The organism is Faecalibacterium sp. Marseille-P9312 (assembly GCF_902497445.1).
Lineage (GTDB): Bacteria > Bacillota > Clostridia > Oscillospirales > Ruminococcaceae > Faecalibacterium > Faecalibacterium longum.
Window position 1 is genome coordinate 1 of sequence record NZ_CABVEW010000010.1, and the last position, 24844, is coordinate 24844.

The window sequence follows — 24844 nt, forward strand, 5'->3', positions numbered from 1 at the left end:
CACTCTGTGTCCGTGAGAACACAGCAGTGTTGAAATCTGAAGGAAGAAAGTAAATCGATTTGATGGTACGCCGGGTGCGCTGAAAGGTGCACGCCCGGCGTGAGGTGGGGGAAAACTTGGAGATTACTTCAAAAAGTTACCTATCACAACAAAGCAGACTACTCTGCGGACTGCTTCGCAGCCGCAGAGGTGCTGCACATTATATCTTTACACCAAGATGCGCAATGTTGCCGGCCTTTCTACCTCCGAAGCACAGAAGTCCAGCGATATGTTCGGCAAGTGTCGTTATCTGGATGAAGTGACTGGCGGGCGGGGCGTGGTGTTCGCCACGGGCACGCCCGTGAGCAACTCCATGACCGAACTGTACACGGTCATGCGGTATTTGCAGTACAGCACCTTACAGCAGAAAAAGCTGACCCACTTCGACTGCTGGGCATCCACCTTTGGTGAGACGACCACGGCCATTGAGCTTGCCCCGGAAGGCTATACTTTAATAGGACGATAAACTTGATTGTCCTAAATTGAAAGATTCCATAAGAAAGGAGGTAGAACAAATGCCTAAAGAACCAAAAATCACCGCACTCTATGAGCGTTTGTCAAGAGATGATGATCTTGCTGGTGAATCGAATTCCATCACCAACCAAAAGAAATATCTGGAAGATTACGCCCAAAAGAACGGCTTCAAGAACATCCGCCATTTTACAGATGATGGTTTTTCAGGTGTGAATTTCAATCGTCCCGGCTTTCAATCTCTAATAAAAGAGGTAGAAGCAGGAAATGTCGAAACGCTTATTGTGAAGGATATGAGCCGCTTAGGACGAAATTATCTGCAAGTCGGTTTTTATACGGAAGTTCTGTTCCCACAGAAAAACGTCCGATTCCTTGCAATCAACAACAGCATCGACAGCAACAATGCTTCAGACAATGATTTTGCTCCGTTTTTGAATATTATGAACGAATGGTATGCCAAAGACACGAGCAATAAAATCAAGGCTGTGTTCGATGCCCGGATGAAAGATGGAAAACGTTGCAGCGGCTCTATTCCGTATGGATATAACCGTTTGCCGAACGACAAGCAGACACTTGTTGTTGATCCGGTGGCATCCGAAGCCGTAAAGCGCATTTTTCTTCTTGCGAACGAAGGAAAAAGCCCACGGACAATCGCAGAACTGTTGACAGAGGAAAAAGTCCTGATTCCTGCTGCATACGCAAAGAAATATCACCCGGAGCAGTACAATGGGACAAAGTTCTCCAATCCGTACCTGTGGGGCACCTCCTCCGTAAGAACAATTTTAGGTCGGCAGGAATATCTGGGACACACTGTTTTACGAAAATCTGTAAGCACAAATTTCAAACTTCACAAGAGAAAAGAAACAGATGAAGATGAACAGTACGTTTTCCAGAACACGCATGAACCGATTATATCGCAAGAACTTTGGGATAGTGTTCAGAAACGCAGATGCCGAGTGAATCGTGCTTCTGCTTGGGGAACGCACACCAACCGTTTAAGCGGGTATCTGTATTGTGCCGACTGTGGCAGAAGATTGACCTTGCAAACACACTACAGTAAAAAGGATGGGTCTACTCAATATTCTTATCGTTGTGGTGGATATGCAAGTCGGGTGAATGGCTGTACTGCCCATTCAATCAGTGCCGATAATGTTGAAGCCCTGATATTGGCATCGGTCAAACGCTTTTCGAGATTTGTTCTAAAAGATGAAGAAACATCGGTGTACAAGGGGTACAAACGAGATAAAATAGAAATGAGGGGCGATAGAGCGGAAATGTCAGATTTTCCACTCTATCTGAACACGGTCGCTGGTGGCCTTGATCGTAGAGATCAAACCATCGGCGGCTTTTCTTTTGTCGTCAAAATCTATGCTGTCCCAGTTGTCGAGATAATAGGATAACTTCTTTATCTGCTGGGGCGATATGGTTTCAACGCTCAATTCAGCGATTGCCTTTGAAATGGTCTGGCGTCGGGTGTCCAGTTCTTCAATTTTTTTGTTGGCGTAGGCAAGCAAGGTCGCATTGGCTCCGGTCAGCGTATCCAGCAGCTTTTCAATTTCTGCCTCCACCTGTGCCAGCTCCACTTGATAGGTGGTCAGCTTCGGATTGACTTTTTCCTCCCTGCCGTGGAGTATCTGAAAGTCTTTGAACTTCTCCTGCATGGCCGAGAAAATGAATTGCTCAAATTCTTCTTTGCGGATTTTCCCGCAGCCCGGACAGCCTTTGTTTTCCGTCCGTTTGGTACAGCGGAAATAGCCGGTGCTGTTTGGTACATGGGTGGCTTTCAGAGCATACCCACAATGCCCGCATTTGATTTTTCCGGCCAGCCAAGTATTTTTCGGTTTCCGTCCCTGCTGGAAGGTGGTATTTGCCATAAGTTTTTTCCGGCATTTAAGTCATGTGTCAGAGGAAATGAGTGCTTCGTGGGGAGCGATAACAAGTATCTGGTCTTTTAAGCACCTGTCCTTGTCCTCCTTCACATCCCGCCCCTGATAGAGATAGCAGCCGTTTGTTCCGGCAAAGTCGGAAGCGTCATTGACAATCGCTGCGCCCTGGCTCTTGAAAAATTCGTACAGCTCCAAATCGGCCTGTGCGTAAACGGGGTTTCTTAAAAGCTGGGAAAGAAATGTACGGAACATGGATTTTCCATAAATTTTTATGTCATGTTCCTCGAAGTATCGGGTAATATCTCCGAAGGAGGTTTCCGGTTCAGCGTACATTTCAAACATCAGCCGAACATGGTCGGCGGCTACGGGGTCGGCAACCATTTTCTTTGTGCGGATACCCTCTACCACAGTAGGCTCTAACTGATAACCGTATGGTGCTTGTCCGCTCATGTGAAAACCTTTCAGGCACCGTGAATAGTAGGCGTCTGTGACACGCTTCTGAATTGTCTCACGTTCAAGCTGGGCGAATACAATGCAGATATTCAGCATGGCCCGGCCCATCGGGGTCGAAGTATCAAACTTTTCCGTGGAGGATACAAACTCCACATCGTACTCTTGAAACAGCTCCATCATCGTTGCAAAGTCCAGAATAGAGCGGCTTATACGGTCCAGCTTGTACACGATGACCCGCCGGACCTTTCCTTTGCGGATCTCGCCCAGCAGCTTTTGAAACTCCGGTCTGTCCGTATTCTTACCAGAATAGCCTTTGTCCTTGAATACCCGGCAGCTCCCACCTTTCAATTCATACTTGCAAAAGTCGATCTGACTTTCAATGCTGATACTGTCCTTGCGGTCTACTGACTGTCTTGCGTAAATACAATCTTCTCTGATAAATTCCATATTGGGCTCCTTTCCTTGTTGGAATGGAGCTACCAACCTTACAACTATATTATACCATCAGCAGCCCCGGACAACAATGTTGCGAATGATTAGGGAAATCTGTCTCCATATTTGCTGAACACCTCGTAAAGACAACGCTCAATTTCTTTTTTGCGCTGTGCTTTCTCCTTCGGGGGAAGTACCGGCGTGAGGCTTTCCAGCACAATGATCTTCCCTTGAAATGCGACAGACTTTGTTTCTCGTTCATAAGTGACAGCTTGCGTCATTGAAAACCTCCTTTGCGAAAGTGCGTGTATATGCCAGCCTTTCCCACTTGTCCCGTGGGGAAATGTCAAAAGACGGCACCCGGCAGGTGCCGCCCTTTGAGTTTTCTCCACTTCGGGTCGATGTGGCCCGAGGTCAGTAAGGACTGGAATGGTACTTTTCTTTGGCGTCCTCCACGCTGTTGAGGTCAAATACTTCATAAAGCTGCCCCACAACACGCCGTATATCCTTCTTTGAAAATCCGCAGTTCTCCATTGCCATAATGACATAACCACGGCAAGCGTCATTGCTCCATTCGTCCGGTTCCAAGCCGGGGATCATTCCAAACGCATTTCCCATAAAGTGCTCCTTTTTTGAAAAGATGGGGAGCCGCGCCGGATCGGTTGGCCTATCATCAGACAGCATTGCCGGGGGCTCCCCATAGGTTTTCACTTCATTTCAGACACACCGGACGGACATAGGCTTCATGCCCCATAGTATTTCAACTCTCCCCATTCTGATGGCAAGGCGTTCTCATTGCCTGCGACGGCTCACGGCTTGCAAGGCCGCTTCAACGCTCGGACTGTGACTAAACGCAAGTATCCGGGGCCTGCACCTGTTCCGGTGGAGCCAGCCTTGCCCCACCTATGGCATGGACCTGTTCGCTCGCTCAGTTTTACAAAGACTGTATTCTCTGAAATCCGAGGTCATGGCGGGTCTGTCACACAGCGCGTTCCCCTTCGTATCCGGGTGTCTTTTTATTCAATTTTCAATCTGCATGAGGCTTGTCTGAACCTCGGGCCATTGTGACCCGAAGTGTTTTACCTCTCATAAGCCATTTCATTTTCCGGCCTAAATCGGTACGCCTTACAAAGAAATTTTCAAAATTTTTTCTAAGCGCCGCAGACCTCGCTCGATTGCGACACGAACCACTTTTTCATGGACGCCCTCTGCCCGGGCAATGTCCTGTTTGGTCATGCCGAGAATGAAATGAGCATAAATCCGTTTTGCCTGTTTGTCCGGCAGACTGGCAATCGCTGCGTGAAGTTCCTGCATGGTAACTTTTCGCTCGTACAGCTCATGGGGCGAAAGTGCGACAAAGACAGCCTCATGCTCCAGCCCATCATCCCGATCAAGGGAATAGTAGGCTTTGTGGCGGTATGTACGCAGCCGGTAGGCAGCCTCTTTACGATCAAATTCTTTGAACATTTCTGCAACTTCTTCCGATACTTCCATGAAGCAATCTGATGTATAGAATGGGTAATAGTCCCGCAAATTGATAATAGCCATATTGACCTCCGTTTCGGTTGTTGGTTGACGAGTGACCGAAACGAAGGCGGCGGGGAGCGACACCGGGGAATGACTTCGGGCCAACATGACCCGAAGCAGCCCCATAAGAACACAAAAGCGCCCGGGCGGCATGAAGCCACACGGACGCATGAAATGACATATTCATTTATGTGTTGTCTAATTTCACATTCATAACCAGACTGTCCCGGAGGGGGAGCTACGCTTTTTTTAACTGGTGCAGATCATGGATACTGCGAAATAAAAAGAAGGACACGGTAAATCAACCTCCAATCGGCTACCGTGTCCCTGCAAGTCGTCATAGGTTTGTGTAAACGCAAAGAAACGGCGGCTCTGAAAATCAAAGCCGCCGTTTCAAATGGGCGTGTCAAATTGTCTGCTCTACGACGGCTTTTTTTCTTTTGCCGTCGTCCGGCAGAATGTTATTCAATATTTAATTCAATGCTTCCTGTGAAACTCTCGCATTCAATTCCGATATAATTTCCACCATCAGGAAGTGTAATTGTGTCACTATAAGTTCCGGTTGCTTCAATCAACGTGACTGCTTCATCAGATCCAGAAATCCAAAATACTTTTGCAGTACCTTCCGTAATCTCCAAGGTGCAATCAATGGACAGCTCCTTACCGGCTTTTCTCTTTATGGAAGTTCCTCCGAACAAATACTCTGTACCTGAAAAGTTCGCATAATCAGCCGTATAAGTCCCTGTATAATCATCAATTCCTTTTTCTTTTTCCCCTTGCAGTGACGATTTCCCTGTCAGTTCTATGGAGCCCGCAGATTGAACCATGTTATTGTAATGATTGAGAATTTCATCTTTTGAACAGCCAGCAAGCATAAAACTTCCCACAAGGACGAATGTTAATGCTAAAACTATTTTCTTCATAAAATCATCACCAGCCTTTCTTTGGAGCTACCTTTTTGGCCTTTTTCTTTGTTTGGGTTGCTTCTCGTTCTTTCATGCACAAAATCAAGATGGCAGAAATAACGACAGCAAGCGCAAGACTGCAAGAACAGGTTCCGATATTCCAGTTGACTGCGGTATCATAGCTACGGTAGCCTACCATTCCAAGACTTGCGGTAATCGGATAAAGGTTTGCTAATGTCATATTTCCTGCGGCAAACATCCCTCCATATCCATAGACAAAAGCAATGATTACACCGACTAAAAAGCTGCCTGCCCTCCGACAAGTAAGAGCGATAATCGGCAGAACCGCAAGATATAAAAAGAAATTAACCGCAGTAATCTGCAAGGCTGCTTTTAGAGCTAAGGAAATCTCAAAGCCGGGAAATCCCACAATCATTTCTGCTATGATTGTAAACAGACTGCATATCAGCCCGAAAATAATAGACAATACGCCGCACACAATCAATTTTCCGGTCAACAGTTTCTTAAAAGAGATCGGCACAGTCAGAATATTTTTCAATGTGTCATCCGTCTGCTCACGAGAAATCATATATCCAGCAATTAGGCTGATACACATCGGAAAAATCATGGACATATTGTTTTTGATGACCTGTTCTGTAAGATAGGCAAAATTCCAAACGGAACCATCATTCGCCATAGAGGTAAACAAGGTCAGCAGGACGGATAGGAGCATGAGTGCAACGCCCGCCCAAAGGATATGATACCTTTTCAATTTATAAAATTCTGTTTTTACAATGCGAACCATGTTTATTCCCCCCTCTGCTTATATAATCTGTCAATCAGTAAGAACGAAACCAATGCCATGATCCCAAGAATGAATACAACTTGAAATGTTGAGGGAATTAGCCCTGTCATTTGCTCCAAGTCCATTTTTATTCCATGAGCCGCCATATCTCCCGCACTCCAAAATGTAGTCAGTGGCGTGGGCAGAAGCCATAACATAGTTTTAGGCAGTGTGTCAAACAATGCCGTAGCACTCATGTTCAGAACGCTGTAAAAGACACACAACAAAATGGAAAAAACATAGGTCTTACTGAAAAAGACAACAAGGACAATCAACGGGAGTGTTCCTGCCGTAATGAAGATCCCCGTTTCAACCGCCAAAAACAGCTTATAACCAATTCCATAAACTTCTAATGTTCCAATTCCGCAAAGAATTGTTGCAATGGTAGAAGCCACGCAAAAAACAATTCCAAAGATAAAAAGGACAATAATCTTTGCAAGTACCATTTGCGTGCTGGTTACGGGAATTGTACGCAGATTTTTGAATGTATCGTTGTCGCGTTCCATAAAAAACAGAATAGCGGCAATCACTCCGATAATGCAGGGCAGTAAAAACTGGATACCATATCCCAACACCATGTTAAATAGTCCATCGAAAGCATCTGCCCGATCCGTATATCGCTCCATCATAGAGGGCGTTGTCATCAGATAAGTCAGCGGGATTGGAAACAGGAACGCAGCCAAAATAATCAGCGGAATAAATTTCTTCCGTTTTAATTTCAAAAATTCGCATTTGATTAGTTTAAGCAATTCCTTCGCCCCCTGTCACACGCTTGAAGTAATCTTCAAGACTTTCTTCACAGGTATGTGCTTCTGATACCTCCAATCCGTTTTCTACAAAGGCAGTTACAATTTTACCCACAGGCAGATCCAGGTTGTGCAGGCGCAGATTATGGTCGTCCTGTATGGAGAAATGGTTTTCATGGAAATTGCGTTCCAAAATTCTTGCCGCCTGTGCAGTATCAGAGAGCGTAAAACGGATATGCTTACTGCTTTTTTGCTCCAGCTCAGCAAGGCTTTCTTCTTCCAGCAACGCGCCGTGGTCGATAATTCCAATATCGTCAGCCAGCAAAGAAATCTCCGAAAGAATGTGACTGGAAATCAAAATAGTTTTTCCTCTTGCGTCGCAAAGCTCCCGAATAAAGGAGCGTACTTCTGCAATACCGATGGGATCGAGGCCGTTGATCGGCTCATCCAAAATCAAAAGCTCCGGATCGTGCATAACGGCAAGGGCGATGGCAAGCCGCTGCTTCATACCAAGAGAATACTGTGAAAAGAGCTTTTTATCTTTGTAGGGCAGTCCTACCAGATCCAGAGCATCTTTGATAGCATGATTGTTTGGTACGCCCCGCAGAGTAGCAAAGATACGCAGGTTCTCTGTGCCGGTCAGATTGGGATAAAAACCGGGGGACTCAATCAGGCTTCCGATACGGGGCAACAGCTTCTTTTTATTCTCTTGCAAAGACTTTCCCCAGATTTTGACCTCCCCGGAAGTCGGCTTCGTTAAGCCCAACAGCATTTTCATGGTAGTGGTTTTTCCGGCTCCGTTTCTGCCCAGCAGACCGTAAATTCTCCCACGCTTGACATGGATATTTAAGTCAGCCACACTCTTTTGTGAGCCGTATTGCTTCGTCAGATTTTTTGTTTCAATGATATAATTTGTATCCATATTCAAAACCTCCTGTTCTGTAAGGTATTCTATCATGCCAACCTTGCATTAACCTTGCCGCAACCTTGCATTAACCTTGCAATTTGAAATCCAGTAAAATGACAAAGGCTCCCGCCATAAAGACGGGAACCCGCTTAACTCTCCAAAGGAAAAAGCAACATAAATTCAGTTCCTTTTCCCGGCAAACTTTCAACTGCTATACTTCCACCCATCTTTTCTACAAGCTGATGGACAATAGAAAGACCAAGCCCGCTTCCTTTTTCAGACCGTCCTTTGTCACACTTATAGAGCCGTTCAAAAATGTGTTTCAAATCTTCCTTCTCAATTCCCACTCCATTATCCGCCAGCAGCAGCTCCATGTTATTTTCCTTCTTCGATAGGGAAATTTTGATTTTGTCCGCATGGCTGTGAGCGATTACATTTTGAATAAGGTTATTGATGATCCTCATATAGCTATCCATATCCAATCTTACCCGGACAGGCTGTTCAGGAATATCAATGTCATAATCAACCTGTTTATCCTCAAAAATCGGTATCCAGTCGATCAGAATATTTCTTGTCAGCTCTGCAACCTCAACGCTCTGGATCTCCAAAGCAAACTCGTTTGAATTTAACTTGAACCAGTCAAAGAGTACATCAATGTATTCTTTCAGATCATGGGCTTTCCGACGGGCGGTTTCAATATAATCATCCCGGTCTTTTCCTGTGACCAGTCCTTTGTGTGCAGCGTCAAGATACCCAATCAGAGTAGTAAGGGGCGTTCGCACATCATGGGAAAGGCTCGTCATAAGCTGGCGGTTGGTTTCTTCTGTCTGCCGTACAGTTGAAAGTCTGCTTTCATAGGCCACAACGATCTCGTTGATTTCATAGGCAAGAGGTGCTGTCAGTTCATTTGTTGCAGACAGAATACGCCGGTTGCCATTTCCGTTTTTCACATCAACCAGCACATCGGTCATTTCTGCGATTTGTTTTTTTACGCGCCGAACGAGAACGATGGAAGTCAATACAGCCACAACAGCAATCACAATGGACAAGGAAACGATGATTTCCATACCAGCTATACCTCCTTATTAAACCGGTAGCCAATCCCTTTGACCGTTTGGATATACTTTGGGCTTGAAGGATTGACTTCTAATTTTTTACGAAGCCGACTGATGATCGCCATAATGTTACTATCATCATAGAAATATTCTTCGCCCCATACTTCCTCATAAATCTGCTGTTTGGTCAAAATTTTCCCTTGATGTTTTGCACAGTACAGGAGCAAATCAAATTCCTTTGGGGGCAGTTCAAAAGTGCCGTTTGATGTAGTAACAGAACGATTTTCAAGGTCAATCTGCAATCCGTCAAAATTTAGCTTTTGTATGGCTCCAGCTTGCTGATTAAAGCGAGTGTAGCGGCGAATAAGAGACGCAATACGGGCAATCAGTTCATCCATATCAAACGGTTTTGTAAGATAATCGTCCGCGCCGGCCCGTAAGCCCCGTACTTTAGAAATGCTGTCATTTTTAGATGTGAACATCAAAATCGGCAGACTGTTCTCTTTGCGGATTTCTTCCAGCGTTTCAAAGCCATCCATACCAGGCATCATCACATCCAGCACCACAAGCTGATACTCCTGCTCTCTTAATTTTTGTAAGCCCTCTTTTCCGGTATTACAAAAATCAGCTTCTATGTTTTCTGCTTGTACGCTACGTTTAATCAAAGCGCACAGTTCTCTGTCATCATCTATAATCAGGATTTTATTCATGGTGCAACCCCTTCCCTTGTTTTGTCCTTCCGTCAATCGGCTTTTCTGCGTTCTTTGGGATCAGCCAAACACCAGCCATCTTTACAGCGCCGGGGATACGCCCAACAGCGCAATAATAATTTACCCTACGAGGTGTCACGCCCCACTTTTCGGCGGCCTCTTTCAATGTCATATAGTCCATTTCGCACCTCCACAGAGTACATTATAGTTCTTTATCTCGAATAGTACAAGTTGGAGGCTGCATATTGATGAAATGAAATACTACTTTATGTAAAATTCCATTACATTCTCATAATCCAACCCGAAATGTACAATGATATAGGGTGATATGAGAATGAACCAAAATGAAAGAAGGTTTGACTTTCACGGCCTCGGGGCGGCTCTCAAACGGGCCAGAGAAGAAAAGGGCTGGACACAAGCCTATGTTGCGGAATTAGTAGACCGTGACTCCCGTACCATTATGAATATTGAGAACAAAGGTCAGTATCCCAGCTTCGACCTTTTTGTTAAACTCATTACCATGTTTGACGTTTCAGTTGACCAGTTTATTCATGCGGACGGAGGGGCAAGGTCAAGCTCTTGCAGAAAGCATATTGATGTGCTTCTAAACTCCATGAATGAAAAAGAGCTTGTCGTGATAGAAGCCACAGCCGAGGGCATTAAGAAAGCCAGAGAAACGGAGGTTCCAGAATAAGGGCCTCTGTTTTTTTGCGCCATTTTTGGGGCTGCCGCTAAGTGGCAAGCAATGCCTCTGTGGCCACAAGTGGCACAAAGGCGGCTTGTTGGGGCTCGCCCCAAACCCGTATCTTCGGGCCAACATGGCCCGAAGTGTCAGCGTCGCTTTGCTCCTTATTTTCATAACCTTAACGCTCCTTTTCCTGCTTTCTTCCCGGCTCGGTGTAGCCCATCAGAGTGTCAATGTTCGCCTTGATCGTGACGATCTCCTGCATATCCCGTCGTGCCTTCTGGTATTCTCCATAGAGCTGTTTTTTCTTTGCTGTGAGCTTGCGGCCTTCCTCCTTCAGCACATCCATTTTAGGGAGCTTCGCCCCGCCCAGCAGAGAGCGCATTTCCGCTTGTGCAGCCCGGTACAGTTCAAGGTCGGCCTCATGCTCCGCAAGGAATTTCCGGCTGTACTTCGTCGCCTTATACTGCTCAAAGACTGGGCGGGTTTTGGCATACTGAACCGTTGCGGCCTTTAGCCCGGCATTGGTTTTCATGGCCTGCTCCGTCTGCTTGACCTGTTCGGAAATAACATGGAAACGGTCTGCCGCCTCGGTGGCTTTCTTCGCCAACTGCTCATAATCGGTCAGGTTATTGTCCTGTATATAGGCAAGAGCGGCGGCCATCTGCTTAATGTTAAATACCTTCGCCCAGCGTTCATATCCCGGCCCCTTACCGGCAGCCAGCTTTGCTTGAATATCCACCGCCAGACTGATTTTCCGCTCCGAGCGCCCGGGGCGTTTTTCTTTGCCCTCAATGGCGGACAGAACATCTTGCAAGTCGTAGCCGTCCCCCAACGTGGAGGCACGCAGACGGGTGAAGCGTTCCTGTCCCTGCCCGGTCAGCCGGAAGCTGATACCGCCGCCCCGAACCGTCTTGACCTCATACCCGGCCCGCTTCATCAAATTGAGAAATTCGTCCAAATCAGCGGGGCGTTCCGCCAACGCAGTATCAATGGCAAGGCGCAGCCTGTCCTGATAGGAAAGCGGCCCTTTCCGGTCTTTCTGCCACTCTCCATAGTTCCGATACTTGCCCTTGCTCCGGGGCTTCGGGTTCTCCACGATGGATAGCCCGTTTTCAAGGCACAGCCTGTCAGAGAGCCGCCGAAGGGCGAAGCTGGAGCCCCAAAAATTTCGGAATTTCCGGGTGCAGTCAAGGGTGGTGGAGTTGTAATAAATGTGACAATGGATGTGCTGCTTATCGGTGTGCGTGGTAACGATAAAAGCGTGCCGCCCCTTTGTCCAGCGCATAGCCAGCTCATAGCCGATACGGTTCGCCTCCTTCGGGGTGATCTCGCCCGGATAGAAGGATTGTCGTATCTGATAGCACAGCACATTATTTTCTTTCTTCTGTTCCCGGCCCGTCATAGCGGCATAGCTGGCCTTTGCCAAAAGGAACTCGTCCGCCACGGTGGCCGGATCACATTCATAAGCGGAGATATACTTTCCGCTTTCTGTTTTCTCCGGGTCCTTGCCATAGTCCAGACAATCCCGGATAGCCTCAGCAATCGTTTCGCCTTCGCCCGCATGGCGCTGTAACAAAGTTGTGGTAGCCAAAAATCATTCCTCCTTTCCATGAGAAAGGGGCGGCCCATTCAGACCGCCCCGACTTCGGGCCAGTATGGCCCGAGGCTGCTTAACTTGCCAGAAACCGGTACAGAGCGGATTTGCCTCCGTCCAGCGCCCAAAGAAGGGAGCCTGCCGCCGCTTGCAGTCCATACGGCGAAAGAAGGAAGGCAAGAAACAGAAATACAATCCCGCCTATGGGCGTCGGCGTGAAAAAGAGAGCGACACCCAGCACCGTCAGGATCACAGAGGCAATCGTCAGCAGGACGGCACAAATATCAAATAGGAACACCAGCAGAGCCGCCAGAAGGGACAACGCTAAAGCAAAGGGAGCAACCAATATTTTCAGCAGTATCTTCATCTTCAAAACCTCCTTTATCTATCCTTCCTACCTCTATTTTATCATGCCTGCCCGGGGACATAAATGTTGCGAAAGATTAGTAAATCCTGTCCCAAACTTTCGGGTCATACTGGCCCGAAGTGGTAAAAAAAGAGCAGGGCGGCAAGCCCCGCAACGGAAGCCTGCCGCCCTCGTCTTACTTTGCCACCAGCTCGGAGAGCTCCCGCAACACCTTTGACACCTCGCCCCACAGCTTTTCATAGTCCCGCTTCAATCCGTCGATTTCCTCCGGGTACACGCCATAGGTATGTGCGTGTATGGCAACCTGATTGAGATTGTTAGAACAGCGCCGTTGCAGAGAGATCAGCTCTTTTACGGGCGCAAGGTCGATGTGCAGGATATACCCATTCAGAGCCATTTTCCGTACATAAGCCCCGGCGTTGGAAATGCCCGCCTCAGCCATCCGTTCATGGATGGCTGCCAGCTCGTCCGGCGTTACCATGACGTGCAGATGGACATTCCGCTTGCGGTTCTCCATCAGCGTTCCAGCTCCCGGCCTTTCCGGCGCTCTTTTGGTTCCTTTACCTTATCAAGCGGTTTTGCGTCCAGCTCCGGGGGCGTGGGTGGGATGGGCGTGTTGTTGGGTACGCCGTCGATCATGTTGCAGTTCTGCTCCGTGGAGAGCTCGGCGGTTTTCAGATAGTTGTCTTTTTCGTGCATGGCGTTCCTCCTTTATCGTTCCTCATGGTTTTTATGGCTCCGCTTCTGGCCGGGCTCCTTCGGGGGTTCCTGCCCTCTGGTTCCTTCTTTGAGCCGGGCGGTAATGGATGGGCGCACCCGGTCAGGATTGCCCGGTGCTGGTTTCAGTTCATAATCCTCCATCTGCTTTTCGGTCAGCGGCTTTGCGTAGGTCAGTTCGCCCCATGCCATCAGACTGCCGTCTGCCACAGGACGCCGCCTGTCATCGTCGTAGTTGACGATGGAAAGAGGCTGGTTATCCGGCAGCTTCGGGTAAGTTCCTATGTCCACGGGCCGCTGGGTGGAATAATAGCGGTAAACGCCCTCCGGTCCCAGCTCGGTATGCTTGACCGCCGCATGGTAAAGCTGCTGATAGTCGTCCACCCGGCGGTCAAAGTCCCTCTGCGCCCACGCCTGACTGGTTCCATAGCGGCCCCAGTAGTAATCCCGATGGCCGGTTTCCCCCTCGGTAAACTGCCAGGTCACAAAGGGGCTCGGCGCTCCCGGATTATGCCCCAGCGCAAAGCCGTGTCCGGTTTCAAAGGTGGCAGCTTTCAAAATCACATATCCTTGTACTGTCTCCAAGAGATCCCTCCTTTCTGTGCCTCGGGCTAACATGACCCGAAGTGCTGGATGTTACGAAATAAGAGGGCAGACCGGGGAGAAATGTAATAAGATATTCCCACCCCGGAAACACCCTCAAAAAAGCCCGGAATGTCAAGCCTTTGGAGGCGGCAAATCGTAACAGCCGCCCGGCCTTTTCTCCCGCATTTTCCTCATGCGTTCCCGGCTTTTTCGGCGGTTCCCTTCGGCCTTTCAGGCGTCGGAACAGTAGGCTTGACGCCCCCCGGGCAAAAACGCCCTTCCGCAGACCGCACAGGCTCGCAGCTCCGGGGAGATGCCTTCCGTTGTCAACGACGCTTGAAGCTCCGGGTTAAGAGGCAGGACAGCCTCACGGAAATAACGGCAGTACGCCCCTGTCCAGCACTTGTGCAGCATATAGCAGGCACAGTCAAGAGGAAGGCACAGGCCGCTTTCCCGGTCATAGTTGGCGCACATCCCCGTGACAAGAGAACGGATTTTCTTCTTCTCGTCACGGGTCAGCTCCCGGGCGTCCATTTAAGACTTCGGGCCACGATGGCCCGAAGGGCGGGGCTCCACGATCAGCGCCCGGAACTTCTTCCGGCACTGTTTTTTCTTTCCTTTGCACTCCTTGTAATAACGGCATCCCTTACAAGGGTTGTCATTGTCCCAGCCGGGGTGCGGTACTTCCTTCATCATTCGTTCAAAAGGGCTGCTTGTAAAATTCATTCTCATTCCTCCGTATCTTCCTCCCACGGCGGGGTATCTTCGTCCTCGGGTTCCTCTGTGATCTCCTCCAGCTCCCCGTCCTCATATTCGCAGTAATCATCCTCCAAATCCGGGGCCTCATGCTTCGGCTTGTAAATCTTGAAATAGTAACCAATCCCACCGCCGGCCAGCACCACCGCGCCGATCAGGAGCAGAGAGAGAAGGGAGCTGTCCTTTTTCTCCGGCTCGGGTTCCGGTACTTCCTCCACCGGTTCGGTGGGCTTTGGCTCTGGCTCCGGGGTCACTTCTTTGGGCGGTTCCTTGCCCTGTTCGGCAAGAGGCAGAAGGTCGTCTGTGGTAACGGTATTGAGGAAATAGACGTTCTCGCTGGTTTTCTGTTTGTCGATCACCAGATAAAACACGCTCTCGTCTGCGGTGGTGATGGTGTAGAACTCCTTTCCATCCTCGTCGGTGGCGTTGTCCACCACGGTTCCCGTCCCGTCCGGGGTAAAGGGGTTCTGGGTTTCCGGCTCTGCTTCGGTTTCTGCCGGGGCGGGAGCTGTCTCCGGCTGCGGCTCGCTGCTCTGTGCATAGGCCGGGACCGTAAAGATCAGGCAACACAAAAGGCTGGCAGCCATCGCCGCCAGCCTGCGAAATTTAGTTTTCTTCATGGGCCGTGTCCTCCTTTCCGGGTTCCTCCGGCTTCGGGTCAGTATGGCCCGAAGCGGTAAGGCTGTTTTTGGGGTCATTCAGAAAAGCCATAAGCTGGGCGGGGGTCAGTTTGAGCGAGCGCACCGCCTGCACGATCTGGCTGTTTTCTTCCTCCTGTTTCTGCTTTTCCAGCTCCCGGATTTTGGCCTGCCATTCGGCAGCCTTCTCCCGGGCTTTTTCCAGTTCCTTATCGAGCTTGTCGATCTTGTTCATGCAAGGACTCCTTTCCTCTGGCTCACAAACGCCCGAAGGCATAGAAATGTGTCTGCCAGTAGCTTGAATTGATGTTTGCGTATTGGATGGGCGAACCACAATGAAGCATCATCCCGTCGCCCACATAAATCCCCACATGGGACACAGGGCCGGGGCTATCATAGGTTCCCGTGAAAAAGATAATGTCGCCGGGCTTTGCCTCGGAGGGGGAAATGATAGCACACTGGTTGTAAATGCCCTGCGCCGTGGTACGGGGCAGGTTGTGGACGCCGCTGGCCGTGTACACCCAGCAGACAAAGCCCGAACAGTCAAAGGAGGTGGATGGGCTGGAGCCGCCCCACACATAGGGCCAGCCGATGTACTTTGTGGCTTCTTCCATGAGCGCCGCAAAAGCCGGGTCATCCAGCGCCTCGCCGGGTATCTCATAGCTGGGGCCGGTATCTTCGCCGCCGTTGTAAATCCCTTCCCACAGATAGGGTTTATTGCCTTTGAGCTGCTGCATAACGGTGTAGATTTCCCGCTGCTGTTCGTTAAGCCTCGGCAGGATCACGGCGGGCAGCGTCTTGTTTGTGAGGGTCACATTGAGAATGTAATACTCATAGGGGACTTCCTCGGTGGTGGTTTCCCCGGTCTCCGGGTCGGTGCTGGTTTCGGTGCGGTAGCGTAAGCATTTACCTCCTGTTTTTTGGCATGAAAAAATGGGCTCAACTTTTCAGTCAAGCCCCCGTGGGAAGTTCCTCCTTTCTCCGCCATGATACAAAAATACCGCCCGTAGTCTCGTTTGGGCGGTACTTTGTGTAAGATTGGCAGTCCATTATTAAGTTTTCTGGTATGTTCCCTTTGTACACCGTTGCAAAGCACATTGTTTGTAAAACTCCCTGCTATTAGGTTCCACATTCTCACCTCCTTTCTCGTTGGAAAGTTGGTGGTGCTTCCCCCTTTTCGCGGGGCAATACGGCGTTTTTGAAAAACGCCGAAGATTTTTTGAAATTTTTTCAAAAAATTTTTTGAGCAGCAAAATACGCCTGTCCGAAAAGCCCGGACAGGCGTATAGGTATTGTAAGCAGTATTTAGATGATTAGACAGTTCATAGTCAAGGGTAGAGAGGTTCCCGGCGGTGGTCGGGCTTTTTTTGATATGTCAATGACCGTCGGATTTTGTCGATAGGGTATGTGCTTCATGGCGGCTACCTCCTTTAGCCGCCGCTTTTAACAGTGATACCGCGTCATTTCATTAGAAGATAAAAAGAAACGGCGGCTTTGATTTTTCAAAGCTGCTGCGGAAATCAAAGAACGACAAGCAACAGTTCTGATTTTGCTCCAATATGGTTATTAGGGGCACAAATTAAAATCAAAAAAGAGCCGATAACAGCAGTATTTCAAACTGCATATTATCGGCTCTGCGTCTGTGCGTCTGGCTCTTTTAATTAAATTATTTCTGTTGTTTTTTGGCTTTATTATATGTATTAGCTAACTGTCCACAAGCTGCTTTAATCTCTCTACCATGAGAAACTCTCATGGTAACTTCAAGTCCTGTTTGCTCTAATTGATGTTTGAACGCAACCATTTCTTGTTTTTGTGGTGCTCTAATTTTTGAATTACTCGTCGGGTTGTATTGCAGCACGTTAATCATAACATTTTTGCCCTTAAACCATTTTGCAAGTTGCCTTATATCTGAGGAACGGTCATTTATACCTGGTAAAAGCAAATACGCAAATACCACTTTTCGATTATGCCTTTGAGAATAGGACAATGCTTGCTTAACAACATCTTCAATAGCGTACATGTGCATATGAGGAATGATACAGTTTCTCGCAGCCTGTGTTGCTGCATGTAAAGATATTGTCAACTGAATTTTTAGATGTTCTTCGCGCAATTTTTTTAATTGATTAACTGGACCAACTGTTGATACGGTAATGCCGTCGGTTGGAAAGTTAAGTCCATTTCTATCTCGAAGAATATGGATTGCTGCAATCAAGTTGTCGTAATTGAATAAAGGTTCTCCCATTCCCATAAAAACGATACGATTTACTTTTTGACGTATCAATACAACCTGCTGCACAATTTCAGACGGTGTTAGATTACGAACAAAACCATTGCGTCCGGACTCACAAAAAATACAGCCAACAGAACAACCAACTTGCGTACTTACGCAAACAGTCCCACCATCTCGCCGTTTAATAAAAACCGTTTCAATATACCTGTTATCTTTCAATTCATAAACATACTTTTCAGTATCGCTACTTTTATAGACTTTTTTTGTTGATATTGATAGATTTTCTTTGTGAAATGGCTGTTTATACAATTCCGTATATAAGGCTCTTGCTTTATCCTCTCCAATTACTTCCGACATTTCTTTGTAAGTAAATCCGTATGGGTCATTCAATATTTCCGTAGGTGTACTTTTAGGTAAGTGTTTCATTTAAATATCCTTCCTTTTCAAAATTAAAAAGTTTGTTTTTCAGAGTTTTTGATTATGATTTCTAGTTTTTCAACATCAACGATATGCGTTAATTTACATTTAGGGCAGAAAAGAGGAAAATTTCTTAATACCGTATTATAAAATACTTGAACCCTCGTCTTTCCGTTACAAATTGGACATTTTATCCAATATTTTTCAAGCATAATATTTCTCCTTTTGCGCAAAAAAATGCAGGTCAATTCTCAACATGAGCATTGACCTGCATTTATACATATAATACTACAACAAAATTAAGGCATAGTTTTTATACTATGTCTATACGTCGTTAGTTTTGTTGTATAGCATACGCAAAATAAGCATGACAAAAAAGCCCATATTGAAAATGGGAAAAATCTTTTTTGATTTCAATGCTTATCGAATACGCATGCTATGTAACATAAACATTCCCCCCCCCCCTTTTTATATAATATTATATACAAAAGCAGCTTGTTGTCAACATATATATATATATATATATATGAATTATTTTGGCTAACTGATAGAACTACGTAGACATATCCAAGAAGAAAGGGGAACAGTAAAATGTAATAGGGTGAATAACTATGGCAAAAAGACCAGTACCACGATACGACTTTAAGGCTTTTGGGGCAGCGATAAAGGCAGCGCGTGAGGGATGCAAGGAGAGCCGCAAGAAAGTAGGCGACGAAATGTTTATCTCGCCGCGCTACCTTGCGAACATTGAGAACAAGGGGCAGCACCCAAGTTTACAGATATTCTTTGAGCTGATACAGCGTTACCATATATCCGTAGACCAATTCCTTTTAGAAACGCCGCCGGAGAAGAACACGCAGCGGCGGCAGCTTGACGCGCTTCTTGACGGTATGAGCGATACAGGCATACGGATTGTAACCGCAACGGCAAAGGAGATTTCCGAAGTCGAAAAAGAGGGCGAATAGGAATGTCCGACTTAAAACTGAACAGGATTTAGAAAGCGTTGTAATCTTTTTTGAGGTTGCAGCGTTTTTCTTTTGCGTAAGTTTGGCAAAATCGCTTTTTCTCCGTAGTAGGTGATAAGAGCCTAAAGGATAAAAACATTCGTAGCAAGCATAGGAAGCGGGTACCACTTCCGTATTTTCGCCCTCCCGCGCTGCGGCGCGTCGGTTGAAAATTGCTTGTTGGGAAGTGTCCCAAACCCTCGGAACGGAAAGGAAAGGAGCGAACACATGGACGGACGCAAAAGGACAGTGCAAATCAAATTCAGAGTGACGGAAGCGGAACGGGATTTAATACTGGAAAAAATGAAGCTCGTACCCACCCGGAACAGACGGCTGAAACGAAAATCGAAACTGTCCGGGGCGATAAAGTCTTTGGTGGAAAGCCCGGTTTTGGGGATCATATCCCATGAAAACCGGAAGGGGGAGCCGCTGCCGGGGTGGAGTTGCCCGTGAAGAAGCTCCAGCCGTTCCAGCCCCGAAAGGGAACGGCACTTGACGCCCAGCTTTTTGAAGTTCCCGCAAATGTCCGCCTCTACACGTTCCAGCCTTGCCCTGGCGGTGGGAAGGTCGTCCACATTCACGCCGAAGGTCAGGAGCTTTGTGCGGACAATGCCGTTGTTGCTTTTGGCGATCTGGTTTTCCAGCATTTCCACATACTCACACCGGACGCTGTTGTAATCATCGTCCTGCATGGGGATGTTCACGCTGTACCGGCTGCCCGGGCGGCTCCGGTGGTTGAGGAAGGAAAGCTGGAACGGAAGGCTGCTGTCAAAGTAGTTGAGGCAGGCGCTCCACCCGTCAAAGATGGCTGCCTGATCTTCGGACTGTGCGAGCTGGTAGTTGATGTCCTCGTATTCAATGGTTTTGGTGTAATAGCGGTCCGCTAACCGGCACACCCCGTCCCGGTACATTTCCCGGTAAGGGAGGGTCTGCTGGGCGGTGGTGGGAATGTTCTTTCCCTTTGTGAACAGGCCGAGAAGGCTCTGCTTTTCAGGCTTTTTGCCTGCGGGCTTTCCGGCCCTTCTGCTGTTTCGCAATCGGCTGCGCCTCCTTTCTGGCGCTAAGCAGCGCATAGAAGTTTTCGGTTTTGTAAGGCCGCACACGGGGATAGAGGAACCGGGTGCGGATGATGTTTTTCAGCACTTTTTCCAGCGGCAGACCGTCTCGTTCATACATAGCCAGAAAGAAGAACGGGAGCATGAGGCCGATCATCAGGAACATGGCGGCACTGTTCCCGATACTGCCACGGGAAAACAGGTAAGCCGGGAGGCCCACCGCCGCCGCGCTGGAAAAACAAACAAGCTGGCGCTTCGTTAGGTTGAAGGCCAGCTTTGTCTTGATTTTGGAAAGGTCTTTTGGTACTGGCACATAGGCCATTTTGGTACACCTCCTTTACTGCTTCGGGCCAACATGGCCCGAAGCTACCTTGCGGCCTCTTTGGCCGGGGCTGTGCTGCGGGCGGCTTCGGCGGCCTCCCGTCCGCTCTGCCTTGCCCGCCAGTATTCGGGATTGTATTGCCGAATGGACTGATTGAGGTTTTCTTCAAACCGCTCTTTGTCCTTGATACGGTCGGGGATTTTCCACAGCTTTTTGTCCAGCAGCTCCCGGAGCACTACGCTTTCCTGTGCGTCCTCCTCATAGCAGATATAGCCCTTGTCCTTGAAGCCGCATTTTTTGGCCGCTGGGGAGAGAACGGCGGCCACCTCGTTTGCCACCATCGTTCCGCCGTGGCTGGCGGTAGATACCAGAAACACCCCCGGACAGAGGGTTTCACAATTCTGCACCTCGCCCCACGGGGAGCTTTTCGGCGCATGGAACATTCCGCCCGTCCGGCTCCGGTCCGCCTGCATGAGCGCCGCCTTTTCCAAGATGGCTTTCAGTTCTGGGGAAAAATAGGCATATTCCCGAAGGACACGGGCAGCCTCCCCGCCGCAGGCGTTCATCAACAGGGTATAGGCGTCGCTGTCCGCTTTGGTACAGCGGCCCAGCAGTTTTCCGTCGTAATAGCAGGCCGCGTCATAGCCCGTCCGTTTGCGTGGCATGGTTCCCGCCTCCTTTCTGCTTCGTGCCAGCATGGCCCGAGGTCAACGCTCTGCACCGCGGCTGGGCTTTTCCTTCGGAGGCCGCTCTGCCTTTGCCTGTTCGGCAGCCGCTTTTCCGGCTTTGAGCTGGTCGCTGATGGACGCACGCCCCACAGAGCCGCGCTCCGCCATCTGTTCCAGCTTTGCCTCATAGGCTTGCAGAACAGCAGTATTGAGCTGTTCCCGGAACTCCTTTGTGACAGGGTAGGCCATATCCCGATAGCCGCCTTTGCCGTCCGGCTGGCTGGGCATCCCAAGAAAGAGGCCCTTGCTGCCCTGTACGATTTTCAGATTTTCCACCACAAAGCAGTCATTGAATTTCACGCTGGCAAAGCCCATCAGATTTTTCACAGGTTCGATGACCCGCACGCTTACATCCAGCTTCAACGGTGCGGCCGGGGTGGTGTTTGCAACCTTTTCCTGCATGGTTTCCTCCTTTCCGGCGGGAACAAGGTTCCCGTCCTTGTAGTCATAGCCTTCCGCCCGGAGTGCCGCCAGCGTGTCCGCCGATACGAACCCGGACAGTTTCAGATCGGTTTCCACCATAAAGCGCATGGTGTCTGCTTTAGAAAATTCTTCGGGGAGCTTTCCATAGAAAGCCGGGTGCGGCTGTCCGTCCGCACCCTGTTTGTAACGCCGAGGCATACCGCCTCCTTTCCGCTTCGGGTCAGCATGGCCCGAAGTCTCTTAATGGCAGCCGAAGATGGATTTTGCAAGACTGCCTGTTTTGAATAAGGTAAAACACAGCAGCACCGTATATCCCACGCAGCCCCAGATCGCCCCGATGGGGTCGCCGTCGGTGGCGATACTCTGGATCAGCACCGCATAGATGGCGACACAGACTAAGATCAATAGACCTTGAAAGCCCACCGCAAAGAGGGAGCGGAAATAGTTCTGCCCCATGTGTCCGGTTTCCCTGTTGGGGACTGTGGCAAACGGGATAGGCGCTAAACTTGTGAGTAAATAAATTTCAATCATACGGCCATATACGATGACGAAGATCACGATGTTTAAGGCAATCATGGTAAGCTGGATCAGGAAGGACTGGAGCCAGAGTCCGAACAGAGGGCCTAACTCCATCGCCTCAAGCTCTGTCCGCAAACTGTCCAGCACATCCGGCGTGATCTCTGTCCCGTTCTGGATAATGCCCGCTGACTGCTGTATCACATGCTGGCTCACATCAAAGACCGCCAGCACGATATTGAAGGTGTTCGTCAGGATCATCACAGCCACAAAGGTTTTGAACACCCACTTAAAAAACATCCATGTGTCAACTTCATGGAGGTTGTTGCGTTCTATGAGCATCTGTATCAGCTCATAAGTCATTACAAAAGTGAGGATGACCCCGGCGATTGGCAGGATGGCAGTTTCAGAGATCTGTCGTATCATGGAAAAGACCCCGGCGTTCCAGTCCGCCGGGGTCGTGCCTACCTGTGTGGCGATCTCGCCAACGCTCTGATTGACGTTATCGAAAAGGCCATCCAGATTTCCCATGATACCATCGACGAGCAGACCTTTCAGCCATTCAACGATTGCGTCGATGATAAAGTCCATACATCAGCTCCTTTTCTGGAAAAGGGACAACGGGTGACACTTAGCTGAACAGGCCGGACAGCAGAGGGATAAGCTGAAGACCGATCAGAACGACACCGCCGCCCGCCATGAGCTGTTTTATCCCTAATTAGGAGTAAAACCTTGCTCGATGGCGGGCGGCGGCGTGTCAAGAAATATATGGAATTGTTTTAGAACCGCCTCGGCGGGAACAGGTCAGGCTGTGACCTGTTCCACCTCCGGGATGGGTTTGAGATTGAAATGAATTTCGATAGAAATGTGTCGTGTCTTATCGCTGTCGATGTGTTCATGGACAACGATTTCTTTAATCAGGCGGTTTAAGGTGGCTGCGTCCAGCTCCGTGATGTCGGCATATTCCTGAATGGCGTCCACCCATTGTTTGGCGTCCATAGCAAGCCGCATTTCATCGGCCAGCTTCTTGCGCCCCTGTGCAACCCGTTCTTTCAACTCTGCCTGTTCCTTCTGCGTCTTGTCCAGCATGAGATTGAAGTTGGCTTCGCTGATCCGCCCGGCAACCATGTCCTCATAGAGCCGCAGCACCATCTTTTCCAGCACCTCGATCCGTTCCTCGTCTTTTGTCAGGGAACGCTCCAACGCTTCCCGCTGGCCTTTCTGTTCGGCTTCGCAGGTGTTGGTCAGCTTCCCGGCAATGGCTTCCCCATCGGTCAGGGCAGCCTTGGCGCACTCCCGGATTTTGTTCAGCACAAGGTGGTATAGGGTGTCGTACTCCACCCGGTGCTGGGTGCAATGGTTCTTGCCGAAAGCCCCATAGGTCTTACAGGCGTAAATCTGTTGCGGGTGCCTGGCGTGGGTGGTGCGGATGGTCAGCGACTTGCCGCACTCGCCGCACTTGATAAGCCCGGCAAACAGGCTGGTTTCCCCATCCTGACGGGGGCGCTGGCGGGATTTCAGCTTGTCCTGCACGATGGCAAAACTCTTGCTGTCAATCAACGGTTCGTGCCGTTCCTCCACCACGATCCAGTCCTGCGGCTTCTTCTCGCCAATGGTGCCGATTTTGAAACGGTAGTCCTTCTTTTGGGAAGCGATCGCCCCGGTATAAACGGGATTCATCAGGATGTCCTTTATCACGGAGAAATCCCACATATACCGCCCGTTTTCCGGGTCTTTCTTCTCCCATTTGGTGCGGACATTGCGGAAGCCCCGTTCCCGGTTCCACCATGTAGGGCAAGGCACCTTCTGCTCTTCCAGCCTGCGCCGGATGAAATTGGGGCCGTGTCCTTCCAGCGCCCAAAGGAAGATTTGCCGGACAATGGGGGCGGTTTCCTCGTCCACCAGCAGGTGGTTTTTGTCCTCCGGGTCTTTCCGATACCCAAAGGGAGCCACGCAGCCGGTAAATTGGCCTTGCTGGGCTTTCAGAAGATACGAGGAATGTACCTTCTTGGAAATGTCCTTGCTATACATCTCATTCAGGATGTTCTTGAACGGCGCAATGTCGTTGTTGTCCCGCATGGTGTCGATACCGTCATTCATGGCGATATAGCGGACGCCGTGACGAGGGAAGAAGTCCTCGATCAGTGTGCCGGTCTGCAAGTAATTTCGACCCAACCTCGATAAATCTTTTGTTATCACAAGATTTATCTGCCTGCGCTCGATGGCCTTTAACATCCGTTTCAGGTCGGGGCGCTCCATGTTCAGCCCCGTGTAGCCATCGTCCTGATAGACTGCCACAACCTCCCATCCCTGCTTTTCACAGTAGCTTTCCAGCATATCCCGCTGGTTGGCAATACTGGCGCTCTCCCCGTCAAGGTCATCGTCTTTGGAAAGCCTGCAATAGATGGCCGCCCGGAAGCTGCCCGCCAGAATTGCGTCCATGCCTGTGTATTCGTATCCGTTCATCATAACCGTTTACCCGCACAATCCAGACGGAACACGGTTCTTCTGAACCTCGTCTTTATTATATCCTAAATCTTGTGTTTTCGCAAGATTTTCCTTGCCGGTATTCTGCCCATATTTTTGGGCAATCAGGCTTACAAAGACATCCGCTGCGTCCAGCTCGCCGTCAAAAACTGTGGTAACATGAATCTCTGTTTTCGTTTTTGCCATAGGCAGTTATCCTCCATAATAGAATAGCCAGACAAGGAGAAGGTCGGCAACGAAGTCCGGCAACGGGCTTCAAAAAACCTCAAAACCATCTCTGTCTGGCGGTTTGGTTACGATTTATATTTTCTTTTATTTTTCTGTTGCTTTGGTTGCTGATAA

The 24844-nt window shown here is 49.0% G+C and carries 30 protein-coding genes and 6 pseudogenes; 5 read left to right on the plus strand and 31 right to left on the minus strand.

From position 1 onward, the window contains the following. Positions 1 to 268 precede the first annotated feature (268 nt). Entirely contained in the window at positions 269 to 505 is a 237-nt protein-coding gene (locus F3G95_RS08700) for a hypothetical protein (protein ID WP_243130337.1), read from the plus strand. A gap of 49 nt (positions 506 to 554) precedes the next feature. Further along, a pseudogene (locus F3G95_RS08705) lies at positions 555 to 1724 on the plus strand (recombinase family protein); the annotation flags it as partial. A gap of 63 nt (positions 1725 to 1787) precedes the next feature. Here F3G95_RS08705 and F3G95_RS08710 read toward each other — a convergent pair. The 11 genes and pseudogenes from F3G95_RS08710 to F3G95_RS08755 form a co-directional block, all read right to left on the minus strand. Next, a pseudogene (locus F3G95_RS08710) lies at positions 1788 to 3296 on the minus strand (recombinase family protein). Positions 3297 to 3385: 89 nt separating this feature from the next. Next, the gene (locus tag F3G95_RS13800) at positions 3386 to 3562 is read right to left on the minus strand and encodes a hypothetical protein (protein ID WP_005927581.1); all 177 of its coding nucleotides are present in this window, start codon (positions 3560 to 3562) and stop codon (positions 3386 to 3388) included. 133 nt (positions 3563 to 3695) lie between these two features. Next, positions 3696 to 3899, minus strand: coding sequence for a hypothetical protein (locus F3G95_RS08715; RefSeq protein ID WP_117506436.1), 204 nt, complete (start codon positions 3897 to 3899; stop codon positions 3696 to 3698). 507 nt (positions 3900 to 4406) lie between these two features. Beyond that, positions 4407 to 4829 (minus strand): sigma factor-like helix-turn-helix DNA-binding protein, encoded by a 423-nt coding sequence (locus F3G95_RS08720; protein WP_027643547.1) that lies wholly within the window; start codon positions 4827 to 4829, stop codon positions 4407 to 4409. A gap of 440 nt (positions 4830 to 5269) precedes the next feature. Then, positions 5270 to 5731 carry a hypothetical protein gene (locus tag F3G95_RS08725; protein ID WP_149794637.1) on the minus strand — a complete coding sequence of 154 codons (462 nt, stop codon included), beginning with the start codon at positions 5729 to 5731 and terminating at the stop codon, positions 5270 to 5272. Positions 5732 to 5738: 7 nt separating this feature from the next. After that, a complete protein-coding gene (locus F3G95_RS08730; protein WP_128866118.1) occupies positions 5739 to 6518 on the minus strand; it encodes an ABC transporter permease in 780 nt (259 codons plus the stop codon). 2 nt (positions 6519 to 6520) lie between these two features. Continuing rightward, positions 6521 to 7306, minus strand: coding sequence for an ABC transporter permease (locus tag F3G95_RS08735; protein WP_055303121.1), 786 nt, complete (start codon positions 7304 to 7306; stop codon positions 6521 to 6523). Then, positions 7299 to 8225: an ABC transporter ATP-binding protein gene (locus F3G95_RS08740; RefSeq protein ID WP_149794638.1), complete on the minus strand. Its 927-nt coding sequence runs from the start codon at positions 8223 to 8225 to the stop codon at positions 7299 to 7301. The genes F3G95_RS08735 and F3G95_RS08740 overlap by 8 nt, the downstream gene beginning before the upstream one ends. Before the next feature lie 134 nt (positions 8226 to 8359). Next, entirely contained in the window at positions 8360 to 9277 is a 918-nt protein-coding gene (locus F3G95_RS08745; RefSeq protein ID WP_149794639.1) for a HAMP domain-containing sensor histidine kinase, read from the minus strand. 5 nt (positions 9278 to 9282) lie between these two features. Continuing rightward, the gene (locus F3G95_RS08750) at positions 9283 to 9975 is read right to left on the minus strand and encodes a response regulator transcription factor (protein WP_008705950.1); all 693 of its coding nucleotides are present in this window, start codon (positions 9973 to 9975) and stop codon (positions 9283 to 9285) included. Then, a complete protein-coding gene (locus F3G95_RS08755) occupies positions 9968 to 10156 on the minus strand; it encodes a helix-turn-helix domain-containing protein (protein WP_149794640.1) in 189 nt (62 codons plus the stop codon). The genes F3G95_RS08750 and F3G95_RS08755 overlap by 8 nt, the downstream gene beginning before the upstream one ends. Before the next feature lie 147 nt (positions 10157 to 10303). Between F3G95_RS08755 and F3G95_RS08760 the strand changes: the two genes are divergently transcribed. Beyond that, on the plus strand, positions 10304 to 10669 hold the full coding sequence (locus F3G95_RS08760; RefSeq protein ID WP_173762803.1) for a helix-turn-helix transcriptional regulator: 366 nt from the start codon (positions 10304 to 10306) through the stop codon (positions 10667 to 10669). A gap of 169 nt (positions 10670 to 10838) precedes the next feature. On the opposite strand, the gene F3G95_RS08765 is transcribed toward F3G95_RS08760, so the two are convergent. The 12 genes and pseudogenes from F3G95_RS08765 to F3G95_RS08825 all read right to left on the minus strand — a co-directional run bounded on the left by F3G95_RS08765 (position 10839) and on the right by F3G95_RS08825 (position 18179). Continuing rightward, entirely contained in the window at positions 10839 to 12254 is a 1416-nt protein-coding gene (locus tag F3G95_RS08765) for a relaxase/mobilization nuclease domain-containing protein (protein WP_008401432.1), read from the minus strand. A 79-nt stretch (positions 12255 to 12333) separates the two neighbouring features. After that, a complete protein-coding gene (locus F3G95_RS08770; RefSeq protein ID WP_005927606.1) occupies positions 12334 to 12624 on the minus strand; it encodes a CD1845 family protein in 291 nt (96 codons plus the stop codon). Positions 12625 to 12799: 175 nt separating this feature from the next. Further along, the gene (mobC, locus tag F3G95_RS08775) at positions 12800 to 13141 is read right to left on the minus strand and encodes a plasmid mobilization relaxosome protein MobC (RefSeq protein WP_012741672.1); all 342 of its coding nucleotides are present in this window, start codon (positions 13139 to 13141) and stop codon (positions 12800 to 12802) included. Continuing rightward, positions 13141 to 13323 carry a DUF4316 domain-containing protein gene (locus tag F3G95_RS08780; RefSeq protein WP_003500078.1) on the minus strand — a complete coding sequence of 61 codons (183 nt, stop codon included), beginning with the start codon at positions 13321 to 13323 and terminating at the stop codon, positions 13141 to 13143. Before F3G95_RS08780 ends, mobC begins: the two co-directional genes overlap by 1 nt. 12 nt (positions 13324 to 13335) lie before the next feature. Then, positions 13336 to 13926: a hypothetical protein gene (locus F3G95_RS08785; protein ID WP_243130338.1), complete on the minus strand. Its 591-nt coding sequence runs from the start codon at positions 13924 to 13926 to the stop codon at positions 13336 to 13338. A gap of 231 nt (positions 13927 to 14157) precedes the next feature. Beyond that, on the minus strand, positions 14158 to 14460 hold the full coding sequence (locus tag F3G95_RS08790) for a cysteine-rich VLP protein (RefSeq protein WP_149794642.1): 303 nt from the start codon (positions 14458 to 14460) through the stop codon (positions 14158 to 14160). Next, positions 14461 to 14658, minus strand: coding sequence for a hypothetical protein (locus F3G95_RS08795; RefSeq protein ID WP_015567061.1), 198 nt, complete (start codon positions 14656 to 14658; stop codon positions 14461 to 14463). Next, the gene (locus F3G95_RS08800; RefSeq protein WP_149794643.1) at positions 14655 to 15302 is read right to left on the minus strand and encodes a DUF4366 domain-containing protein; all 648 of its coding nucleotides are present in this window, start codon (positions 15300 to 15302) and stop codon (positions 14655 to 14657) included. Before F3G95_RS08800 ends, F3G95_RS08795 begins: the two co-directional genes overlap by 4 nt. Beyond that, complete coding sequence (locus F3G95_RS08805) at positions 15289 to 15555, minus strand: DUF4315 family protein (RefSeq protein WP_023042370.1); 267 nt, start codon at positions 15553 to 15555, stop codon at positions 15289 to 15291. The genes F3G95_RS08800 and F3G95_RS08805 overlap by 14 nt, the downstream gene beginning before the upstream one ends. A gap of 22 nt (positions 15556 to 15577) precedes the next feature. Next, positions 15578 to 16222, minus strand: a pseudogene (locus tag F3G95_RS08810) (C40 family peptidase); the annotation flags it as partial. A gap of 764 nt (positions 16223 to 16986) precedes the next feature. After that, complete coding sequence (rlmN, locus tag F3G95_RS08820) at positions 16987 to 17976, minus strand: 23S rRNA (adenine(2503)-C(2))-methyltransferase RlmN (protein ID WP_002569187.1); 990 nt, start codon at positions 17974 to 17976, stop codon at positions 16987 to 16989. 23 nt (positions 17977 to 17999) lie between these two features. Beyond that, on the minus strand, positions 18000 to 18179 hold the full coding sequence (locus F3G95_RS08825; RefSeq protein ID WP_002588768.1) for a cysteine-rich KTR domain-containing protein: 180 nt from the start codon (positions 18177 to 18179) through the stop codon (positions 18000 to 18002). Between the two features lie 399 nt (positions 18180 to 18578). Between F3G95_RS08825 and F3G95_RS08835 the strand changes: the two genes are divergently transcribed. Further along, entirely contained in the window at positions 18579 to 18932 is a 354-nt protein-coding gene (locus F3G95_RS08835) for a helix-turn-helix transcriptional regulator (RefSeq protein ID WP_002569186.1), read from the plus strand. A gap of 267 nt (positions 18933 to 19199) precedes the next feature. Then, positions 19200 to 19298: pseudogene (locus tag F3G95_RS08840) on the plus strand (plasmid mobilization relaxosome protein MobC); the annotation flags it as partial. Here F3G95_RS08840 and F3G95_RS13805 read toward each other — a convergent pair. The 8 genes and pseudogenes from F3G95_RS13805 to F3G95_RS08880 form a co-directional block, all read right to left on the minus strand. Next, positions 19277 to 19882: pseudogene (locus F3G95_RS13805) on the minus strand (conjugal transfer protein TraE); the annotation flags it as partial. The pseudogenes F3G95_RS08840 and F3G95_RS13805 overlap by 22 nt on opposite strands. A gap of 79 nt (positions 19883 to 19961) precedes the next feature. Beyond that, on the minus strand, positions 19962 to 20348 hold the full coding sequence (locus tag F3G95_RS08850; RefSeq protein ID WP_003500106.1) for a PrgI family protein: 387 nt from the start codon (positions 20346 to 20348) through the stop codon (positions 19962 to 19964). 44 nt (positions 20349 to 20392) lie between these two features. Further along, positions 20393 to 21046, minus strand: coding sequence for a hypothetical protein (locus tag F3G95_RS08855; RefSeq protein ID WP_149794644.1), 654 nt, complete (start codon positions 21044 to 21046; stop codon positions 20393 to 20395). A gap of 9 nt (positions 21047 to 21055) precedes the next feature. Continuing rightward, positions 21056 to 21697 (minus strand): septation protein SpoVG family protein, encoded by a 642-nt coding sequence (locus F3G95_RS08860; RefSeq protein ID WP_175301777.1) that lies wholly within the window; start codon positions 21695 to 21697, stop codon positions 21056 to 21058. Between the two features lie 42 nt (positions 21698 to 21739). Then, a complete protein-coding gene (locus tag F3G95_RS08865; protein ID WP_005927637.1) occupies positions 21740 to 22606 on the minus strand; it encodes a VirB6/TrbL-like conjugal transfer protein, CD1112 family in 867 nt (288 codons plus the stop codon). A 40-nt stretch (positions 22607 to 22646) separates the two neighbouring features. Beyond that, positions 22647 to 22730: pseudogene (locus tag F3G95_RS08870) on the minus strand (Maff2 family protein); the annotation flags it as partial. Positions 22731 to 22819: 89 nt separating this feature from the next. Continuing rightward, positions 22820 to 24484 carry a recombinase family protein gene (locus F3G95_RS08875; protein WP_149794645.1) on the minus strand — a complete coding sequence of 555 codons (1665 nt, stop codon included), beginning with the start codon at positions 24482 to 24484 and terminating at the stop codon, positions 22820 to 22822. Positions 24485 to 24490: 6 nt separating this feature from the next. Next, entirely contained in the window at positions 24491 to 24688 is a 198-nt protein-coding gene (locus tag F3G95_RS08880; RefSeq protein WP_015536493.1) for a hypothetical protein, read from the minus strand. Between the last annotated feature and the right edge of the window lie 156 nt (positions 24689 to 24844).

What these genes read in the sequence shown, in the direction of transcription:
- F3G95_RS08700 (WP_243130337.1), top strand. Translation starts at nt 269, where the DNA reads ATGTTCGGCAAGTGTCGTTATCTGGATGAAGTGACTGGCGGGCGGGGC.
- F3G95_RS13800 (WP_005927581.1), bottom strand. Translation starts at nt 3,562, where the DNA reads ATGACGCAAGCTGTCACTTATGAACGAGAAACAAAGTCTGTCGCATTT.
- F3G95_RS08715 (WP_117506436.1), bottom strand. Translation starts at nt 3,899, where the DNA reads ATGGGAAATGCGTTTGGAATGATCCCCGGCTTGGAACCGGACGAATGG.
- F3G95_RS08720 (WP_027643547.1), bottom strand. Translation starts at nt 4,829, where the DNA reads ATGGCTATTATCAATTTGCGGGACTATTACCCATTCTATACATCAGAT.
- F3G95_RS08725 (WP_149794637.1), bottom strand. Translation starts at nt 5,731, where the DNA reads ATGAAGAAAATAGTTTTAGCATTAACATTCGTCCTTGTGGGAAGTTTT.
- F3G95_RS08730 (WP_128866118.1), bottom strand. Translation starts at nt 6,518, where the DNA reads ATGGTTCGCATTGTAAAAACAGAATTTTATAAATTGAAAAGGTATCAT.
- F3G95_RS08740 (WP_149794638.1), bottom strand. Translation starts at nt 8,225, where the DNA reads ATGGATACAAATTATATCATTGAAACAAAAAATCTGACGAAGCAATAC.
- F3G95_RS08745 (WP_149794639.1), bottom strand. Translation starts at nt 9,277, where the DNA reads ATGGAAATCATCGTTTCCTTGTCCATTGTGATTGCTGTTGTGGCTGTA.
- F3G95_RS08750 (WP_008705950.1), bottom strand. Translation starts at nt 9,975, where the DNA reads ATGAATAAAATCCTGATTATAGATGATGACAGAGAACTGTGCGCTTTG.
- F3G95_RS08755 (WP_149794640.1), bottom strand. Translation starts at nt 10,156, where the DNA reads ATGGACTATATGACATTGAAAGAGGCCGCCGAAAAGTGGGGCGTGACA.
- F3G95_RS08760 (WP_173762803.1), top strand. Translation starts at nt 10,304, where the DNA reads ATGAGAATGAACCAAAATGAAAGAAGGTTTGACTTTCACGGCCTCGGG.
- F3G95_RS08770 (WP_005927606.1), bottom strand. Translation starts at nt 12,624, where the DNA reads ATGAAGATACTGCTGAAAATATTGGTTGCTCCCTTTGCTTTAGCGTTG.
- mobC (WP_012741672.1), bottom strand. Translation starts at nt 13,141, where the DNA reads ATGGAGAACCGCAAGCGGAATGTCCATCTGCACGTCATGGTAACGCCG.
- F3G95_RS08780 (WP_003500078.1), bottom strand. Translation starts at nt 13,323, where the DNA reads ATGCACGAAAAAGACAACTATCTGAAAACCGCCGAGCTCTCCACGGAG.
- F3G95_RS08790 (WP_149794642.1), bottom strand. Translation starts at nt 14,460, where the DNA reads ATGGACGCCCGGGAGCTGACCCGTGACGAGAAGAAGAAAATCCGTTCT.
- F3G95_RS08795 (WP_015567061.1), bottom strand. Translation starts at nt 14,658, where the DNA reads ATGAGAATGAATTTTACAAGCAGCCCTTTTGAACGAATGATGAAGGAA.
- F3G95_RS08800 (WP_149794643.1), bottom strand. Translation starts at nt 15,302, where the DNA reads ATGAAGAAAACTAAATTTCGCAGGCTGGCGGCGATGGCTGCCAGCCTT.
- F3G95_RS08805 (WP_023042370.1), bottom strand. Translation starts at nt 15,555, where the DNA reads ATGAACAAGATCGACAAGCTCGATAAGGAACTGGAAAAAGCCCGGGAG.
- rlmN (WP_002569187.1), bottom strand. Translation starts at nt 17,976, where the DNA reads ATGAAACACTTACCTAAAAGTACACCTACGGAAATATTGAATGACCCA.
- F3G95_RS08825 (WP_002588768.1), bottom strand. Translation starts at nt 18,179, where the DNA reads ATGCTTGAAAAATATTGGATAAAATGTCCAATTTGTAACGGAAAGACG.
- F3G95_RS08835 (WP_002569186.1), top strand. Translation starts at nt 18,579, where the DNA reads ATGGCAAAAAGACCAGTACCACGATACGACTTTAAGGCTTTTGGGGCA.
- F3G95_RS08850 (WP_003500106.1), bottom strand. Translation starts at nt 20,348, where the DNA reads ATGGCCTATGTGCCAGTACCAAAAGACCTTTCCAAAATCAAGACAAAG.
- F3G95_RS08855 (WP_149794644.1), bottom strand. Translation starts at nt 21,046, where the DNA reads ATGCTGGCACGAAGCAGAAAGGAGGCGGGAACCATGCCACGCAAACGG.
- F3G95_RS08860 (WP_175301777.1), bottom strand. Translation starts at nt 21,697, where the DNA reads ATGCCTCGGCGTTACAAACAGGGTGCGGACGGACAGCCGCACCCGGCT.
- F3G95_RS08865 (WP_005927637.1), bottom strand. Translation starts at nt 22,606, where the DNA reads ATGGACTTTATCATCGACGCAATCGTTGAATGGCTGAAAGGTCTGCTC.
- F3G95_RS08875 (WP_149794645.1), bottom strand. Translation starts at nt 24,484, where the DNA reads ATGATGAACGGATACGAATACACAGGCATGGACGCAATTCTGGCGGGC.
- F3G95_RS08880 (WP_015536493.1), bottom strand. Translation starts at nt 24,688, where the DNA reads ATGGCAAAAACGAAAACAGAGATTCATGTTACCACAGTTTTTGACGGC.